Source organism: Pantoea agglomerans (assembly GCF_021397715.1).
Classification (GTDB): Bacteria; Pseudomonadota; Gammaproteobacteria; order Enterobacterales; family Enterobacteriaceae; genus Pantoea; species Pantoea astica.
The window spans coordinates 3,922,828-3,940,847 of sequence record NZ_CP090207.1 but is presented as its reverse complement, the minus strand read 5'-3'; the positions used below and the strand labels follow the sequence as shown (position 1 = coordinate 3,940,847).

At 56.2% G+C, this 18,020-nt stretch carries 18 protein-coding genes; 12 read left to right on the top strand and 6 right to left on the bottom strand.

The features are described 5' to 3' along the window. Positions 1-10: 10 nt before the first annotated feature. From LZU96_RS18750 to LZU96_RS18740, 3 genes are read right to left on the bottom strand one after another with little or no spacing between them, the layout of a single operon-like run. A complete protein-coding gene (locus LZU96_RS18750) occupies positions 11-856 on the bottom strand; it encodes an ABC transporter permease (RefSeq protein WP_233985582.1) in 846 nt (281 codons plus the stop codon). Continuing rightward, positions 853-1,665, bottom strand: coding sequence for an alkaline phosphatase family protein (locus LZU96_RS18745; protein WP_233985581.1), 813 nt, complete (start codon positions 1,663-1,665; stop codon positions 853-855). The genes LZU96_RS18750 and LZU96_RS18745 overlap by 4 nt, the downstream gene beginning before the upstream one ends. Positions 1,666-1,685: 20 nt before the next feature. Then, positions 1,686-2,747 carry an ABC transporter substrate-binding protein gene (locus LZU96_RS18740; protein ID WP_233985580.1) on the bottom strand — a complete coding sequence of 354 codons (1,062 nt, stop codon included), beginning with the start codon at positions 2,745-2,747 and terminating at the stop codon, positions 1,686-1,688. Positions 2,748-2,962: 215 nt separating this feature from the next. Between LZU96_RS18740 and LZU96_RS18735 the strand changes: the two genes are divergently transcribed. From LZU96_RS18735 to ubiA, 4 genes are all read left to right on the top strand, one after another. After that, the gene (locus tag LZU96_RS18735; protein WP_233985579.1) at positions 2,963-3,670 is read left to right on the top strand and encodes a UTRA domain-containing protein; all 708 of its coding nucleotides are present in this window, start codon (positions 2,963-2,965) and stop codon (positions 3,668-3,670) included. A 71-nt stretch (positions 3,671-3,741) separates the two neighbouring features. Next, positions 3,742-4,152 carry a phosphate-starvation-inducible protein PsiE gene (gene psiE / locus LZU96_RS18730; protein WP_094122135.1) on the top strand — a complete coding sequence of 137 codons (411 nt, stop codon included), beginning with the start codon at positions 3,742-3,744 and terminating at the stop codon, positions 4,150-4,152. 86 nt (positions 4,153-4,238) lie between these two features. Next, a complete protein-coding gene (gene ubiC, locus LZU96_RS18725; RefSeq protein WP_233985578.1) occupies positions 4,239-4,751 on the top strand; it encodes a chorismate lyase in 513 nt (170 codons plus the stop codon). A 59-nt stretch (positions 4,752-4,810) separates the two neighbouring features. Further along, positions 4,811-5,647, top strand: coding sequence for a 4-hydroxybenzoate octaprenyltransferase (gene ubiA, locus LZU96_RS18720; RefSeq protein WP_419149893.1), 837 nt, complete (start codon positions 4,811-4,813; stop codon positions 5,645-5,647). Positions 5,648-5,931: 284 nt separating this feature from the next. Here the strand turns inward: ubiA and plsB are convergent, their stop codons facing one another. Next, entirely contained in the window at positions 5,932-8,355 is a 2,424-nt protein-coding gene (plsB, locus tag LZU96_RS18715) for a glycerol-3-phosphate 1-O-acyltransferase PlsB (protein WP_233988234.1), read from the bottom strand. 128 nt (positions 8,356-8,483) lie between these two features. Between plsB and LZU96_RS18710 the strand changes: the two genes are divergently transcribed. The 4 genes from LZU96_RS18710 to LZU96_RS18695 all read left to right on the top strand — a co-directional run bounded on the left by LZU96_RS18710 (position 8,484) and on the right by LZU96_RS18695 (position 11,381). Continuing rightward, positions 8,484-8,852 (top strand): diacylglycerol kinase, encoded by a 369-nt coding sequence (locus tag LZU96_RS18710; RefSeq protein ID WP_233985576.1) that lies wholly within the window; start codon positions 8,484-8,486, stop codon positions 8,850-8,852. Between the two features lie 106 nt (positions 8,853-8,958). Beyond that, entirely contained in the window at positions 8,959-9,573 is a 615-nt protein-coding gene (gene lexA / locus LZU96_RS18705; RefSeq protein WP_094122139.1) for a transcriptional repressor LexA, read from the top strand. A 101-nt stretch (positions 9,574-9,674) separates the two neighbouring features. After that, positions 9,675-10,997, top strand: coding sequence for an MATE family efflux transporter DinF (gene dinF / locus LZU96_RS18700; RefSeq protein ID WP_233985575.1), 1,323 nt, complete (start codon positions 9,675-9,677; stop codon positions 10,995-10,997). Between the two features lie 171 nt (positions 10,998-11,168). Beyond that, positions 11,169-11,381, top strand: coding sequence for a CsbD family protein (locus tag LZU96_RS18695; RefSeq protein ID WP_094122140.1), 213 nt, complete (start codon positions 11,169-11,171; stop codon positions 11,379-11,381). Positions 11,382-11,454: 73 nt separating this feature from the next. On the opposite strand, the gene zur is transcribed toward LZU96_RS18695, so the two are convergent. Then, positions 11,455-11,976 carry a zinc uptake transcriptional repressor Zur gene (gene zur / locus LZU96_RS18690; protein WP_094122141.1) on the bottom strand — a complete coding sequence of 174 codons (522 nt, stop codon included), beginning with the start codon at positions 11,974-11,976 and terminating at the stop codon, positions 11,455-11,457. Positions 11,977-12,427: 451 nt separating this feature from the next. Between zur and LZU96_RS18685 the strand changes: the two genes are divergently transcribed. From LZU96_RS18685 to pspG, 3 genes are all read left to right on the top strand, one after another. Continuing rightward, positions 12,428-13,678, top strand: a complete 1,251-nt coding sequence (locus tag LZU96_RS18685; RefSeq protein ID WP_233985574.1) for a conjugal transfer protein TraF — start codon at positions 12,428-12,430, stop codon at positions 13,676-13,678. A 106-nt stretch (positions 13,679-13,784) separates the two neighbouring features. Next, the gene (gene dusA / locus LZU96_RS18680; RefSeq protein WP_233985573.1) at positions 13,785-14,777 is read left to right on the top strand and encodes a tRNA dihydrouridine(20/20a) synthase DusA; all 993 of its coding nucleotides are present in this window, start codon (positions 13,785-13,787) and stop codon (positions 14,775-14,777) included. 176 nt (positions 14,778-14,953) lie between these two features. Next, the gene (pspG, locus tag LZU96_RS18675; RefSeq protein WP_233985572.1) at positions 14,954-15,220 is read left to right on the top strand and encodes an envelope stress response protein PspG; all 267 of its coding nucleotides are present in this window, start codon (positions 14,954-14,956) and stop codon (positions 15,218-15,220) included. A gap of 205 nt (positions 15,221-15,425) precedes the next feature. On the opposite strand, the gene LZU96_RS18670 is transcribed toward pspG, so the two are convergent. Beyond that, a complete protein-coding gene (locus LZU96_RS18670; RefSeq protein WP_233985571.1) occupies positions 15,426-16,409 on the bottom strand; it encodes a quinone oxidoreductase in 984 nt (327 codons plus the stop codon). Positions 16,410-16,505: 96 nt separating this feature from the next. On the opposite strand from LZU96_RS18670, the gene dnaB reads away from it, so the two are divergent. Continuing rightward, positions 16,506-17,912, top strand: coding sequence for a replicative DNA helicase (gene dnaB, locus LZU96_RS18665; protein ID WP_233985570.1), 1,407 nt, complete (start codon positions 16,506-16,508; stop codon positions 17,910-17,912). The last annotated feature ends 108 nt before the right edge of the window (positions 17,913-18,020 follow it).

Here is an 18,020-nt window from a genome sequence, read left to right as displayed (position 1 = left end):
ACGGCTCCTTTCATGGCTGTTTCGCATTGAGGTAGCTACGGCGCACCAGATACTGCTGTACCAGCGTGATCAGCGCCATAATGGCCACCAGCAGCATCGCCAGTGCGCTGCCGGTGTTGGGATCGAGCGAGATATCCCCTGACACCAGCGCAGCGATACGCACCGGCACCACGTTAAAGTTACCGGTGGTGAGAGCATAAATGGTGGCGTAGGCCCCCAGCGCATTCGCCAGCAGAATGACAAAGGTTCCCAGCAGCGCCGGGAACAGAATCGGCAGGCCGATATGCCACCAGTAGCGCCAGCGGCTGGCGCCCAGCAGGGCGGCGGACTCCTGCCACTCGCGTTTCAGCCCATCAAACGCCGGATAGAGCAGCAGCACGCCCAGCGGGATCTGGAACCAGGTGTAAACCAGCACCATGCCGTTGCGCGAAAACAGCCTGAACGCATCAATGACGCCATAGTGGCGCAGCAGCAGGGTCAGAAAACCGTTCAGCCCCAGCAGGATCACAAAGGCGAACGCCAGCGGCACGCCGGCAAAGTTGCTGGTCATATTGGTAAACGAGATCAGGAAGCGCTGTAGCCGACCGCCGCCGAGCTGATGCAGCGAATAGCCGGTCAGCAGCGCAATCAGCAAGCCATAGACGCTTGACCAGAAAGAGATATCCAGCGAAAAGCGAAATGCCTGCAGATAGAAGGGTGACGTCAGAATATCGTGATAGTTATCCCAGCCCCAGCGGGTGTTCATTTCGCTCCAGAAGCTGTTGATGGCAATCCACAACAGCGGTGCCAGCTGAAAGGCGACCCAGAACAGGGTAAAAGGCAGTAGCAGTAGCAGGGCTAGTCCTCTTCCCTTCATAGTCGCCGCTCCGCCAGCAGCCCGCGACAGAGCGGTTTATCGTGCGCGACGCCGAGCAGTTCGCACAGGGTGCCACACAGGTCAGTCTGCTGCGGCAGTAGATCAGGTTGCTGCGAGAACGCCGCACCAAATACAAACAGCGGCACCTGGGTCTCTTCCGGCAGGATACCGCCGTGGGAGCGATCGTCGTTCATGCCATGATCGGCGGTCACAATCACCTGATAGCCCGCTGACAGCCAGCCTGGCATCCAGAGCGACAGCAGACCGTCGGCGATGCGCGCCCGGTTGCGGTATTGCGCGGAGGAGAGTCCCGATTTGTGACCGGCATCATCGATATTCATCGGATGAATCAGCAGGAAGTCCGGGTCATGGCGCAGCCGCAGGCTTTCGGCATCTTCAAACAGATGGGAGTCGGGATAGCTGTCATCAGAGTAGAAATGTCCGTACTGAATCGGCAGTTCCGGCGCGTCGGTGTGACGATCGCGCGCCGGAACAAAGGGCGTCCGGTTATAGAGTTCACTCACCCAGTGGTAGGCCGCCGCCGCGGTCGTCAGCCCGGCAGCTCGCGCATAGTGAAATACGCTGCGCTCGCGGCTTAATCGGTTGACGCCGTTATGAATAATGCCGCTTCTGACCGGCGTAACCCCGGTCAGAATGCACTCATAAAGCGGACGCGACAGCGAGGGAAGTTCGCAGGTCAGACGATAATAGTGACCGTTGCCCTGGGCACATTCGGCGTGCAGATAGCCCATTGCATACTGCGCCACCTGATTGCTCAACCCGTCCAGCACCACCAGGATAGTCTTCATTCCGTTCTCCTTGCCGCGCTTTACTGCTGCATATTGATAACGACGTTTTCCTGCCACAGACGCGGCAGCATTTTCGAGGACTTATCCCAGGCGGCCTGATCCTGAATCGGACGGGCATTTTTGTATTCAGACTGCGGCAGCAGACGAGCCTGAACGTCGGCTGGCAGCGTCAGATGTTCCGCACGAATCGGACGGGCGTAACCCTTCGCCAGATTGATCTGACCCTGGTCTGAGAAGATATATTCGCGCGCCAGTTTGGCGGCGTTCGGGTGTTTCGCATATTTGTTGATGATGGTGGTATAGCCGGAGGTGACCGAACCGTCTGACGGGATCACCACTTCGTAGCGATTTTTGTCGATCTGGTCGCGATAGTTGAGGCCGTTAAAGTCCCACACCACCGCCATCTGAACTTCACCTTTTTCGATGTTGGCAATCACCGGATCGGTAACGCCAAGGCGACCCTGTTTCGCCAGATCGCCGAAGAAGGCCAGCGCCGGTTTCAGGTTCTTCTCATCGCCGCCTAAAGCGTAGTTTGCTGCCAGTACGCCATTCGCCGCCTGAGCAGCCACGCCCACGTCACCGATAGTAACCACATACTTACCTTTTTTCAGATCGGCCCAGCTGTGCGGGATATCTTTCACCTGCTGCTTGTCGATCAGGAAGGCGATGGTGCCGGTATAGGCCAGCGCCCAGTTCCCCTCTTTGTCTTTAGCCCAGTCGGGGATCTGATCCCAGTGCGTGGGTTTATAAGGCTGAGCGACGCCTTTCGCCACCGCTACCGGGCCAAATGCCGCGCCGACATCGCCGATATCGGCGCTGGCGTTCTCTTTCTCGGCATCAAATTTCGCCAGCTCCTGGGCCGATGACATATCGGTGTCGCTGTGTTTAAGGCCATATTTGCTGCTGATATCGTTCCAGGTATCTTTCCAGTTGGCCCAGCTGTCCGGCATGCCGACGCTGTTAATCTGACCTTCACTGCGCGCGGCTTTTTCCAGCGCGGCAAGGTCGTTATCGGCGGCCTGCGCAACGGGCAGGGCGAGCACTACAGCACTGGCTACTACAGAGGCGATAAACGCTTTCATCTCAGTTGCTCCGGGTGTAAGTTGATGGGCCTGACTGGTCTAGTCCAGCAAGAACCGAGCCAATGTAGCCCCTGTATATGAACGATTTATGACAAAGCGATACTGTGCGGGGATGACGGAAGGCCAGCGCTCATCCTCCGCCAGTTTCTGGCAAGGGCTGAGGCGCGCATCTGAACGGTCACAGTGCGGAATCGCACCAAAATGAGGCTACTGTTGTGGAGTCGATAGCACTCAAAACGGCGGACGTGATCGCCAGCGCCTTACTCAGCCGTATTCAGGCGGGTGAGTTCAGCGGCGGGCGACTGCCTGCGGAACGCGCGCTGAGTGAGGCGTTCAGTACCACTCGCATCACCCTGCGTGAAGCCTTAGGCAAGCTGGAGGCGCAGGGCGTGATCTACCGTGAACTGCGTCGTGGCTGGTTTATTGCGCCGCCAAGGCTGATCTACAATCCGCTGCATCACAGCCATTTTCATGCCATGGCAAGCGAGCAGGGGCGCCAGGCAACCACCGAGGTGATTGCAGCTGAACAGGTTGCGGTGCAGGGCGCGATAGCGACAGCACTGCTGTTGCCAGCCGGAACACCGGTTTACCGCATTCGCCGGCTTCGGCGCATTGACGGCCGCGCGGTGCTGTATGTGGAACACTATCTTAATCCGCGTTTTTTCCCCGGCCTGCTTGATGAAGATCTCACCCGCTCACTGACCGATCTCTATGACCAGCGCTACGGCATTCGCTACGGTGGCGCGCGCTTTACCATTCTGCCAGGCCCGCTGCCAGAGATCGCCGCGCCCGCGCTGAACGTTGCCGCTGGCAGCCCGGGCTTACTGATTACCCGGATTAACCGCGATCGGCAAAAGCAGGTCATTGATTGTGATTGCGAATACTGGCGCTACGATGCGCTGTGTGTTGATGTCGAAGCCTAAGCGCCATATTGTGATTCAGGTCACACTCACGCATGATAGCGTCCGCTAATAACTCTCTTCTGAGGCGCTACATGAGTGACAAAAATCCGCTGGCCCGCCACCTTGCGACCGTACTGCAATGGGTGCTGAATCTGGGCCTGCTTAGCCTGGCAATTATCCTGATTGTCTTTCTCGGCAAAGAAACCATTCACCTGGCGAACGTACTGTTCAGTACCGGTGAAGAGTCGTCTTCCTATCTGCTGATTGAGGGAATAGTGATCTATTTCCTCTATTTTGAATTTATTGCGTTGATTGTTAAGTATTTTCAGTCTGGCTATCACTTCCCGTTACGCTATTTTGTCTATATCGGTATCACCGCAATTATCCGCCTGATTATTGTCGATCATAAAAATCCCTTCGACACCCTCTGCTATTCCGCCGCGATTCTGATTCTGGTGGTGACGCTGTGGCTGGCGAACAGCAACCGCCTGAAACGCGAATAAACCCGCTGCCGTCTGCAACGACGGCAGGTGTTCATCGCGCGACTCTGCGTTAAACTGGCGCCCTGAAAATAATTGGGAGTGGTGCTATGTCGCAAGACGCACTCAGCTTATTACGTGCGCTCAACTGGCTTTCACCGACGCAGGCCGCGCTTGCGCCGTCGCTGCTTGACTGGCTGATGGAGGAAGATTCCATGACCCGCCGTTTCGAGCAGCATTGCCAGCAGGTGATGGTAGAGCCGATACGTGAAGGCTTTATTGACGCCAGCGAGTTAGACGATGAACAGGCCCTGTTACCGGACGATAAGCGCTTCTGGCTGCGCGAAGTGCTGCTGTTCGGCGACGGCGTACCCTGGCTGGCTGGCCGCACGCTGGTGCCGGAAAGTACCCTGAATGGCCCGGAAGCGATGCTGCAGCAGCTGGGTACGCGCCCGCTGGGCCGTTATCTGTTCTCCTCATCAACTCTGACCCGTGATTTTATCGAACCGGGCAAAGTTGATGCGCTGTGGGGACGTCGCTCGCGTCTGCGGCTCTCCGGCAAACCGCTGCTGCTGACGGAACTGTTTTTACCGGCTTCGCCGCTTTATCGCGACCTGGCCTGAGGAATCCTGTGGTGGAAAAGAGCTTACATATCAATAAATGGCAGGCCTACAGCCGCCTGATGCGCATTGATAAACCGATCGGCACCTTACTGCTGTTGTGGCCCACCCTGTGGGCATTATGGCTGGCTGATATGGCGATCCCGCCGCTGCCGGTGCTGCTGGTGTTTGTTGCCGGTGTTTTCGTGATGCGTGCAGCGGGCTGCGTCATTAATGACTTTGCCGACCGTAAGGTGGATGGACACGTTGAGCGAACGAAACATCGGCCTTTAGCCAGTGGTGCGGTCACCAGTCGGGAAGCCAGACTGCTGTTCGTGGTGCTGGCGCTGGTGGCGTTTGCGCTGGTGCTGACCATGAACCTGATGACGATATTGCTCTCGGTGGTCGGTCTGGCGCTCGCCTGGGTTTATCCGTTCATGAAGCGCTATACCCATCTGCCGCAGGTGGTGCTGGGTGCCGCGTTTGGCTGGGCGATCCCGATGGCCTGGGCTGCGGTTAGTGAGTCCTTACCTCTGGTCTGCTGGCTGGTGTTCTTCGCCAACATCTGCTGGACCGTGGCTTATGACACTCTCTATGCGATGGTGGACCGTGACGATGATGTGAAGATTGGCGTCAAGTCGACCGCGATTCTGTTTGGTCGTTTCGACAAGTTAATCATCGGTCTGCTGCAGCTTGCGACGCTGCTGCTAATGGCGTGGGTCGGTATGCTGTTGCAACTCAACGCGGCCTTTTACTGGACGCTGATGCTGGCTGCTGCTCTGTTCGTTTATCAACAGAAGCTGATCGTCCGGCGCGACCGCCCCGCCTGCTTTAAGGCTTTCCTGAACAACAATTATGTCGGGCTGGTACTGTTCCTCGGCGTACTGATGAATACGCCGCCGTTCAGCCAGCTGTTCTGATAGGGGATTCAGGCACAAAAAAGGCGATCCGGGAGGCCGCCAAACCCGATGCAGGATGAATCCGACAGCAATGGATAAGCTCAACGCGCAGGGAATACGGGCAGAAGAGGAAAGCGTCCCGCGCCAGGGACGGCGCTGGCCGAGCAGTCAGGGATGACGCTTTTGCGTCTTTCCGATCTGACCGTGTTCCCTGAGCAGGCACCGTCTCACGGCGAATCTGACCAGACCTGACCTATAAAAAAGGCGACCTCATGAGGTCGCCTTTTTACTGTACGCTTGTTGTGTCAGTCGTGTGCCACGGCGCTTTCAATGGTCATGCGCACATCGCTGGTGACCAGGTCCGCCAGAATATGCCAGGTCGCCAGCGTCTGCACCACATCGGCATCGCCGCTGTCGCTGATATACCCTTCATCACGCAGCGTCAGCACCAGCGAGGTAAAGACCGCTTTGTCGAAGAACTCCGGCGCGTTGATACCGTGCAGCACCGACAGACGTTGTGCCAGTGTGCGGCTCTCTTTTTCCAGCGTCCCGCGGTTAATCGCCGGCTTCGCACTGAGAATCGAGAAGGTGATGGCATAACGCTGGAGCGTTTCACGCACCCCGGCAGCCAGCAGTTGCAGCGTACGGTAACGGGCCGCCGTAAAGCGCAGCTGGCCATCATCCAGCGTAATCAGGCCCTGACGCGCCAGTTCCTGACTGAGTTCCGTCAGCAGTTGCGGCAGCTCATCGGTCTGCCAGCGCAGGAACAGTTCGCTCTTCAGCATCGGGTAGATCAGGCTCACCTGGCGCAGCAACTCAGCTTCGCTCAGTGTCTGGTGCTGTTGCACAATGGCGGCGATCAGCGACGGCATCACCAGCATGTGGTGAATGTTGTTGCGATAGTAGGTCATCAGCACGGCCTGCTCACGCGGCAGAATGATGATGTCGCCAATGCTGTCTTTCTCGCTTTCAAACTTATTCATGCCCATCGCGTGATCCAGCAGCGCCTCAGCGGAGAGGTCAGGGACGGTGGCATTGGCAGAGTAAGGCACATTACGCAGTAGCTGGGTATAACACTCAAGCTGCTCAATCAGCTGTTCGCGGGTAAGTGAGCGCTGACGTGAGGCGAGCAGCGCGGTCACGCACAGGTTCATGGCGTTGGCCGCGCCCGCTTCATTGATGCGCACCATCAGGCTCGCTGCGATGTCATTGACGGTTGGGGTTAACCAGCTGGGACGCTGCGGCTCAATCGGATCGATGGCGTCACGCCACTCCGGCACCCGCTTGTTAAGGTAGTTAACCAGCGGCAGCGGTTCGCCAAAGTTAACGTAGCCCTGGCCGAGGTTACGCAGCTTACGCAAGCCGTGCACCATCTGCATGAAGCCTTCTTTCTCTTTCGCCGCGCCGCGTAGCTCTTTGGCGTAAGTCCCGACTTCCATCACGTGCTCATAACCGATGTAAATCGGCACCAGGGTAATCGGGCGATTACCGCCGCGCAGCATCGCCTGCAGGGTCATCGCTAAGGTCCCGGTTTTCGGATCGAGCAGACGACCAGTGCGGGAACGACCGCCTTCAACAAAGTATTCCACCGAATAGCCGCGGGTGAACAACTCGCCGAGATACTCACGGAACACCGTGGCATACAGCTTGTTGCCTTTAAAGGTACGACGAATAAAGAACGCGCCCAGACGACGGAAGATCGGTCCGGCTGGCCAGAAGTTGAGGTTGATACCGGCGGCAATGTGCGGCGGCACCAGTCCCTGATGATAGAGCACGTAAGAGAGCAGCAGGTAATCCATGTGGCTGCGATGGCACGGCACGTAGACGATTTCATGTCCATCCTGCGCCAGCTGACGCACTTTTTCGCCGCCGTTAACGTTGATGCCCTGATAGAGACGGCTCCAGAGCCAGCCCATCACGCGATCCGTCACGCGGATCGCTTCATAAGAGAAGTTCGCCGCAATCTCTTCCATCATCTCAACCGCATTCTGCTGCGCTTTTTCATGGGAGATTTTTTTGCTGCGGGCTTCATCTTCGACGGCTTTTTCAATCGCTTTAGACTGCAACAGGCGATTAAACAGATCCTGACGTGCCGGTAAACGCGGGCCAACCGCCGCCAGACGCTGACGGGCAAAGTGAATGCGCGCCACCCGGGCCAGTTTCTGGGCGATCGATTTGTCGGTGCCGTGCTCGGTCGCCATGCGGCGCAGCGAAACGGTCGGCGAGAAACGGACAAAACTGTCGCGTCCGTGCCAGATCACCGCAAAGAACTTTTGCACGCCGTTCAGTACCCGCAGGTGCGGTGCATCTTCGCCCTGAACCTCACGGCCTGGCGCACGACCAAACATCACCGTCACCGGCAGCATCTGAATATCCAGTTTGGGGTTATTGCGATGCAGGTCGAGATAATCGTGAAAAATCTTCACCGATTCGACGCTGGGCACAAAATAGGGGAAGACGCGCGGGCCATCGTGGATAAAAACGTGGCGCGGCAGCAGTGAACCATCAATCTCCAGCGGAGAGAGCGGGTCGGGCAGATGATGCCGCAGGCACTGCGCGCGTAAAGTCAGTAAGTCGGCCTTCGAATCGTAAGGCAGAACGTACATAATGGGCCGGGTCGGGTCCAGACCGTGTTCAGAAACGGGATCGGCCGGAATGGCCTTACTCTTTACCAAAAACGACAGTGGTAAATTCAGTAATTTGTAATAAAGTTTACGCCAACCTGACATAGACAACATGAAGCCTCTTGTTAGCAAAGCGCCGCAAGCATACCAGAAAGCGCAGCGAAGATCTGTGGTGGTGCCAATTGCACGCAGCCCAGACATTGACGTCAATCCGATGAAAGGGTTCCACCAATATGGCAAATAATGCCACCGGTCTTGTAAGAATTGTGAAAGCCGCAGGTTACTCATGGCAGGGCCTGCGTGCCGCCTGGCAGCATGAAGCGGCTTTTCGGCAGGAAGCGCTGGCCGCGCTGGTCGCCATTATTGTGGCCTGCTGGCTGGATGTCGATATCGTCTCGCGCATCCTGATGATTGGCGCTGTGGTGCTGGTAGTCATCGTTGAAATCCTCAATAGCGCCATCGAGGCGGTTGTGGATCGTATCGGTCAGGAGCGCCATCCGTTAGCCGGTCGGGCAAAAGATATGGGCTCGGCAGCGGTGCTGATCAGTATCTTACTGGCACTGTTTGTCTGGATCGCGCTGCTCTGGACACATTTGCGATAACCTTTCCACAACGCGCCATCTGGCGCGTTTTTGCCTGAGAATCGGTTTCCATTTCGCCAATACCTGTATATACTCACAGCGACTGTATAAACAACCAGGGGGCGGGATGAAAGCATTAACCAGCAGGCAGCAGCAGGTCTATGACCTGATTCGCGACCATATTACTCAAACGGGCATGCCGCCTACGCGTGCAGAAATTGCCGCGCAGCTGGGTTTCCGCTCGCCGAATGCGGCAGAAGAGCATCTTAAAGCGCTGGCACGTAAAGGGGTGATTGAGATTGTCTCTGGTGCCTCGCGCGGTATCCGTCTGTTAATGGAAGAAGAGGCCTCTGAAGGTCTGCCGTTAATTGGCCGGGTCGCTGCCGGTGAGCCGATCATGGCGCAGGAACATATCGAAACTCATTACAAAGTCGATCCGGGCCTGTTCAAACCCTCTGCCGACTTCCTGCTGCGCGTCAGCGGAATGTCGATGAAAGATATCGGGATTATGGATGGCGACCTGCTCGCGGTGCATAAAACCCAGGATGTCCGTAACGGCCAGGTTGTCGTGGCCCGCATTGATGATGAAGTGACGGTGAAACGCTGGAAAAAGCAGGGCGCTATCGTGCATCTCCTGCCGGAAAACAGCGACTTTGATCCGATCGTCGTCGATACGCGCGCGCAGTCACTGACCGTTGAAGGTCTGGCGGTGGGTGTGGTTCGCAACGGCGAGTGGCTCTGAGCCTGATATAACCGCGCATTCGTAGCGTCTGATGCTATTCTGTCGGCCCTAATTTTGTCGCTGCAGCTCCCCTCTCTGCAGCGCTGAGCACGGAACTGCGAATGCGTTTTTTAACGGCTACCGACAAAAAACTCTGGCGGCTCGCGCTGCCGATGATCCTTTCTAACATCACCGTACCCTTACTGGGTGTGGTCGATACCGCTGTCATTGGTCATCTCGACAGCCCGGTCTATCTTGGCGGGGTTGCGGTCGGGACGACAGTCACCAGTTTCCTCTTCATGCTGTTGCTGTTCCTGCGAATGAGTACCACTGGCCTGACGGCGCAGGCATTCGGCGCGGGCGATAAAAGGGCACTGGCACGCGCGCTGACCCAGCCTTTAATCATTGCGCTGCTGGCTGGCGTGCTGTTCATCTGTCTGCGTACCCCCATCACCAGCATGGCGACCTCTCTGATTGGCGGCGATCCCAAGGTTCTGCAACAGGCGACGCTGTTTATTCAGATCCGCTGGCTGAGTGCGCCTGCCACGCTGGCAAACCTGGTGATCCTTGGCTGGCTGCTCGGTGTGCAGTATGCGCGGGCACCGGTCATCCTGCTGGTGGTCGGTAATCTGGTCAATATTGTGCTCGATCTGTGGCTGGTGATGGGGCTGCACTGGGGCGTGGCGGGAGCGGCAACCGCGACCGCACTGGCAGAGTACATCACGCTGGCCGTCGGTGCGGTAATGGTCTGGCGGGTGTTGAAACTGCGCGGCATCACTACGGCAATACTGAAGCAGAGCTGGCGCGGTGATATTCAGCGCCTGCTGCGGCTTAATCGCGACATCATGCTGCGTTCGTTACTGCTGCAGCTCTGTTTTGCCTCACTGACCGTACTGGGCGCGCGCATCGGTCCGCAGGTGGTGGCAGTCAATGCGGTGCTGTTGATGTTTATCACCTTTACCGCCTACGCGCTTGACGGTTTCGCCTATGCGGTGGAAGCCTTTGCCGGCGAAGCACACGGCGCAAAAGATGGCAGCAAATTGCTGCGCGTCTGGCATGCCGCCTGCCGCCAGGCGGTGGTAGTGGCAATCGGTTTTTCGCTGCTCTATGCACTCTGCGGCCCGCACATCGTGGCGCTGCTGACCTCCCTTGAACCGCTGCAACAGGCCGCCGATCGCTATCTGGTATGGCAGGTTATTCTGCCGCTGATTGGCGTCTGGTGTTATCTGCTGGATGGCATGTTTATTGGCGCGACCCGTGGCCGGGAGATGCGTAACAGCATGATGGTGGCGGCACTCGGCTACTTCCTGACGCTTCTCAGCGTCCCGATACTGGGCAACCACGGATTGTGGCTGGCGGTAACGGTTTTCCTGGCGCTGCGCGGCGTGTCGCTGTGGCTAATCTGGCGTAAACACTGGCAGCAGAACAGCTGGTTCGACGCCTGATAGCGGGCGGCTTTAGCCGGTTCGCTACAGATTATTCTGTATTATTCCAGCAACCCTAAAATCTTCTACTACAATTAACCGTAAGCAGCGCAGTAAACCAGCGCTTTATATCGTCATTTTGTTTTCTTTCAAGATAAATGATGCAACCAAAGGATGACATAGAGGTCTGCCATGAATAAAGATCAAGCGAGCGGCAACTGGAAGCAGTTTAAAGGCAACGTGAAAGAGAAATGGGGCAAGCTGACCGACGATGACATGCAGGTTATTGAAGGCAAGCGCGATCAGCTGGTCGGAAAAATTCAGGAACGTTATGGCTATGCAAAAGAAGATGCAGAGCGCGAAGTAACGGACTGGGAAGGTCAGAACAAAGATTACCGTTGGTAATCACGCAGATTTACGGATAAAGCTCCTACCCGCCGGTACGGCTCATACCGGCAACCGCACAAGGATGTGCACATTACCCGCGTTTTCCCCGCTTTTTACCCTCGCTCTGATGATCGTGCTCGCAACTTTCATGGTGCGTGCAGGCTTCCACTGCAACACAACTCTCACATAATCCATGTGCTTCAATCACGCTGTGACGCAGGGCAAATTGTGCCTCGCCAGCCAGTGTCGCGATGATCTTTTCGACGCCCTGTGCCTGTTTCTCAGTTACAGCGGCACAGCGGTCACATACCAGCATCACCGACGTGTGGGCCGGTGCCTCGAAATGGTGACACATAACATAGCTATTATTGGACTCTACCCGGTGGATAAAGCCCTGTTCCAGCAGAAAATCGAGCGCCCGATAAACGGTGGGCGGCTTGGCCTGCGGTTCGCTGACCCGGAGTTGATCCAGCAGGTCATAGGCGCTGATTGAACCTGGCTGCTCAGCCATTAATCGCAACACTTCCGCCCGTTGCGACGTCAGACGCACACCGCGCTGCAGGCACAGTTTTTCCGCCTGGGTCATTATTTGCTGTGACGTCATGTTTGACATGAAAGTTCTCCGCTGGATAAGTGATGTTATTTTATCACACAAAATTTAGCCGCGCAGAGGTTGGTTGCCGGGCGGATCAGCACGCCTTTTTGCGCGTAAAAACAGCAGCAAAGAGGAGTAGGGTATCGCGATGGCGCGTTATCGGGGATAAATCAGATCCACATGATGACGGCCCGCAACGCGCCGTTTAGCGCTTTTGCTTTGCATCTCACGGAGTTAAGAAGTAATGTTCAGAAAGACTTAAGAAATGTCTGGTATTATTTTAATTTTTACCCTGTATTTTGAATAAAAATTATGACTTTCTGATTGGAAAACCTCCAATCCTTCGAATTAAGGCACTGTTTCCTTTGAATTCACAGCAATAACGCGTTAGCCAACGTTCACAATAGGGTTAACAAACTATTCAGTCGTTGAATGTTTCAACGGCAATTTCTCAGGTGATAGCAGGCAAATGGTGAAAAAATCCGCTCAACGCTCAGCGCTGGTGTACACCGCTGTATTGAATGCGCTTTTCCTTTCTTCTTCCGCCATGGCGGCGGGAACCTGGTATGATGCACGTAATGACGCCATGGGCGGTACCGGCGTCGCATCTTCTCTTTATGGCTCCGCGGTACTGGCCAACCCGGCTTTAATGACGCGAGCCAAACCCGATGATAGCGTCAGTATTATTTTCCCTTCAGCCGGTATTCAGGTTACCGACAAAGATCACCTGATCGACAAAGTGGATGACATCACCGATACCGTTGATCGTTACCGCGATGTGATCGGCAACCTGACCTTTGCCGATTATCTGCGTGGCTATCCTGAAGTGCGCGCCGCCTCAGGCGACGTCGCCAACAAGTTAAACGATCTGCGCGGCAACAAAGCAGACGGCAGTGCCGGGGTGGCGCTGGCGGTCACTGTTCCCAATGAGACGCTGCCTTTTGCCTTTATTACCAAAGCCTATGGCTCGGCACACGTGCGTGCCAACGTCGTCCAGAGCGATATCGATTATCTGCGCGGCGTGGCTAACGGCACGGTGCTCCCACGTCCGGGCGACCAGAACAACCTGCGTTCCAGCGCCAACGGTTTAGCGGCGCTGGTCACCGATTACGGTGTTGCGGTGGCGCATGAATTTACCATTGCCGGTCAGCCGGTGTCGGTGGGCGTCACGCCGAAGTTGCAGAAAACCTGGCTCTATAACTACACCGCCAGCATCTACAACTACGACAAAAGTGACATCAACAATAGCCAGTATCGCAGCTCGGACACCGGCTTTAACGTCGATGCCGGCCTGGCAACCACCTTTGCTGAAAACTGGACGCTGGGTATCACCGGACAAAACCTGGTTTCCCGCGATCTGCAGACCAAAGAGGTTAACGGCTTCCGCGATACTTACCAGATCCGTCCGCTGGTCACTACCGGTCTGGCCTGGGATAAAGGGCCGTTTACCGTCACCGGTGATGTTGACCTGACCGAAACCAAACGTTTTAAAACTCAGGATAACAGCCAGTATGCCGCGGTCGGTGCGGAATATCGGGTGCTCGACTGGTTACAGTTACGGGCCGGTTATCGCGCCGATATGCGTTCAAATGATGAGAACGTCGCGACCGCTGGTTTTGGCCTGTCACCGTTTAACAAGGCGGTCCATCTGGACCTGGCTGGCTCGGTGGGCGCTAACAATACCTGGGGCGCGATGATGCAGCTCGGCTTCAATTTCTGATCCTCTTTTAGCTGCGGTTCCGGGGCGGGCGATGCACTATCGCCCGCCCTTGTGTTATCCTTGCACAGAATTCAATCACTCTTAGATACCGGATTGCCTGCGCTTCATGGATACATTTTCTTCGCAACGTTTCTCGATTGCCCCGATGCTCGACTGGACCGATCGCCACTGCCGCTATTTTCATCGCCAGCTTACCGGCGATACGCTGCTCTATACCGAAATGGTCACCACCGGCGCGATCATTCATGGTAAAGGCGATTACCTGGCCTACAGCGAGGATGAACATCCGGTTGCTTTGCAGCTCGGTGGCAGCGATCCCGCCGCGCTGGCGCACTGCGCGAAGCTGGCTGAACAGCGCGGCTATGATGAAGTAAATCTCAACGTCGGCTGTCCCTCTGACCGGGTACAGAATGGCCGCTTCGGCGCCTGCCTGATGGCGGAAGCCGATCTGGTGGCTGACGCCATCAAGGCGATGCGCGATGTGGTATCGATTCCGGTGACGGTGAAAACGCGTATCGGGATTGATGAGCAGGATAGCTATGCGTTCCTGACCGATTTTGTCGGCACGGTAGCCGAACGCGGCGGATGCGAAACGTTTATCATCCATGCGCGTAAAGCCTGGCTGTCGGGCCTGAGCCCGAAAGAGAACCGCGAAATTCCGCCGCTGGATTATCCACGCGTCTATCAGCTGAAACGGGATTTCCCGCACCTGACGCTGGCAATTAACGGCGGCGTGAAAACGCTGGAAGAAGCGCAGACTCACCTGCAGCATCTGGATGGCGTAATGATGGGCCGCGAAGCCTATCAGAATCCCGGCATTCTGGCGCAGGTAGATCAGCAACTGTTTGGTCGCCAGCATCCGGCGGCCGATCCGGTGGCGGTGGTTCGCGCCATGTATCCTTACATTGAAGCTGAACTGGCGAAGGGCACTTACCTGGGCCATGTGACCCGTCATATGCTCGGTCTGTTCCAGGGGATTCCTGGCGCTCGCCAGTGGCGACGCTATCTCAGTGAAAATGCCCACAAACCGGGCGCGGATGTGCGCGTGCTGGAAGCTGCGCTGGCGCTGGTCGCGGATAAAATCCCGCAGGAAGCCTGATCGATCTGCGTGAAAAGAGACCAGCCCGGTGGGCTGGTTTTTTTTACGCCGAAATTTGGTTTTTTTGACGAATAATGGGTCTGTTGTTTGGGCTGTAGTCCGATAAAACAATCACTTACAGGTTGGCACGTTTCTTGTAATGATCGTTACAACGAGTCTCAATAAGGAGCGCTAACGTGGAAATTTTATTTGTATTGGGGTTTTTCCTGATGCTGTTGGTCACCGGTGTGTCACTGCTCGGCGTGCTGGCTGCGCTGGTAGTCGCTACCCTGGTAATGTTCGTCGGCGGACTGTTTGCACTTGTTATCAAAGTGTTGCCGTGGCTGGTGCTGGCGGTGGCCGCTGTCTGGCTGCATCGCGCTTTTTTCGGCGATCGCAATACGCGCGAATGGCGTAAACTCAAACGTAAGATCAACAGCTTAGACAGAAAAGGCTGGCGATAAATGCGGAGATGATCACAGAGTGAGGCTTTGCTTAGACGTTATCTGCAATTAAACATATTTTTTACTTATGTTTTCTGGCAGGATAGTCGCCGTTGAGTCAAAACGTATTTATCGCCGCTGTCCCTACACCAGCGCGAACGAAAATAAAAAATAGAGAAGGGCTTCCTGCGGGAAGCCCTTTTTGTTTATTACGCTTTGCTGCCGATCAGGGGATCAACAGGCTCGACCCCTGGGTGGCGCGGCTTTCCAGCATCTGATGCGCTTTACCCGCCTCCTTCAGGGCAAACTTCTGCTGTTCCGGCACCTCTACCTTGATCGCGCCGCTGGCCAGCAGTGAAAAGAGCTCGGCACTGGCGGTTTCCAGCTCCTGACGATTCGTGATGTAGCCAAACAGCGAAGGGCGGGTAACAAACAGCGAGCCTTTCTTGTTCAGAATGCCCAGATCGACGCCGGTCACCGGGCCGGAAGCGTTGCCAAAACTGACCATCAGACCGTGGCGGCGTAGCGAATCCAGCGACGCTTCCCAGGTATCTTTCCCGACCGAGTCATAGACGACGCCGACTTTTTTCCCCTGAGTGAGTTCGTTGACGCGCTGGGCAATGTTCTCTTCGCGATAGTTAATGGTGGCCCAGGCGCCGGCGTTTTTTGCCAGCGCCGCCTTTTCTGCCGAGCCGACGGTACCAATCAGGTGCGCACCCAGCGCTTTGGCCCACTGACAGGCGATCAGGCCAACACCGCCTGCGGCAGCGTGAAACAGAAAGGTTTCGTCCGCTTTGACTTTATAGGTCTGGCGCAGCAGATACTGAGTCGTCAGCCCTTTAAGGAAACTGGCCGCGCCCTGCTCAAAACCGATCGCGTCCGGCAGATGCATCAGGCGATCTTCTGCCACGTTATGCACTTCACTGTAGGCGCCAAGCGCGGCCTGGCAATAGACGACCCGATCGCCCGGTTTAAACAGGGTGACGTCACGGCCCACTCGCGTCACCACGCCAGCCGCTTCGGTGCCAAGACCGGACGGGAAATCGCTGACCGGATAGAGCCCGCTACGCAGATAGGTATCGATGTAGTTAATGCCGATGGCGCGATTTTCTACCTGAACTTCATTTCCGGCAGGGTCGGCAAGTTCAAAATCAGCCCACTGCAGAACTTCCGGGCCGCCGTGCGCGTTGAACTGAATACGCTTTGCCATGCTTACTCCTGTGATTGTTTCATCATGAGGGTGAGGCGCGCCCCCCAACTGAGGTATACTTGCGCGTCCCCACAGAAGATCGGTAATGCATTCACTATGGCAGGAAATAAACCCACCAACAAATCGAACGAAACGCAGGATCGCCAGCTGGAAGGCGTGAAAATGCCCCCGCATTCGCTGGAAGCGGAGCAATCGGTGCTCGGTGGGTTAATGCTGGATAATGAGCGCTGGGATAACGTCTCCGAGCGCGTGGTCGCCAGTGATTTCTTCAACCGTTCGCACCGGCTGATTTTTTCCGAGATGCAGCGGCTGCTGGAAAACAGCAAGCCCATCGACCTGATCACGCTTTCTGAGTCGCTGGAAACGCGCGGCGAGCTGGAGATGGCTGGCGGCTTTGCCTACCTTGCTGAACTGGCGAAAAACACCCCCAGCGCAGCGAACATCGGCGCTTATGCCGATATCGTGCGTGAACGCGCTGTCGTCCGTGAGATGATTTCGGTTGCCAACCAGATCGCTGATGCGGGCTACGATCCGCAGGGCCGCAACAGCGAAGAGCTGCTGGACTTCGCCGAATCGAACGTCTTTAAAATTGCTGAAGCGCGCGCTAATAAGGATGTCGGCCCGAAAAACATCGAGCAGATCCTTGAGGCGACCGTTTCCCGAATCGAATCGCTTTATCAGACGCCGCACGATGGCGTCACCGGCGTCGATACCGGTTATCAGGATCTGAACAAGAAAACCGCCGGTCTGCAGCGCTCTGATCTGATTATCGTCGCGGCGCGTCCCTCAATGGGTAAAACCACCTTCGCGATGAACCTGTGCGAAAACGCCGCCATGCTGCAGGATAAACCGGTGCTGATATTCAGCCTCGAAATGCCCAGCGAACAGATCATGATGCGTATGCTGGCCTCATTGTCGCGGGTGGATCAGACCCGTATTCGTACCGGCCAGCTGGATGATGAGGACTGGGCGCGAATCTCCGGCACCATGGGCATCCTGCTGGAAAAGAAGAACATGTTCATTGATGACTCTTCTGGCCTGACGCCGACCGAAGTGCGCTCGCGTGCCCGCCGCATCTACCGTGAAAACGGGGGATTAAGCATGATCATGATCGACTACCTGCAGCTGATGCGCGTGCCTTCCCTGTCGGACAACCGTACGCTGGAGATCGCCGAGATTTCGCGCTCGCTGAAAGCGCTGGCCAAAGAGCTGAACGTGCCGGTCGTTGCGCTGTCGCAGCTGAACCGCTCACTGGAGCAGCGTGCCGATAAGCGGCCGGTTAACTCGGATCTGCGTGAATCCGGCTCGATCGAGCAGGATGCGGATCTGATCATGTTTATCTATCGCGATGAGGTCTACCACGAAAACAGCGATCTTAAAGGGATCGCCGAGATCATCCTCGGTAAACAGCGTAACGGTCCCATCGGCACGGTGCGTCTGACCTTTAACGGACAGTGGTCGCGTTTCGATAACTACGCTGGCCCGCAATACGACGACGAATAATCCCATCTTTGTGCTGTCATGCACGATCTGTGCATGACAGCCCCCATCATCAGAAAATAGTGTTGGACAACCCCGCCGATTATCGGGTTATCTGTAACAAAGCGATGC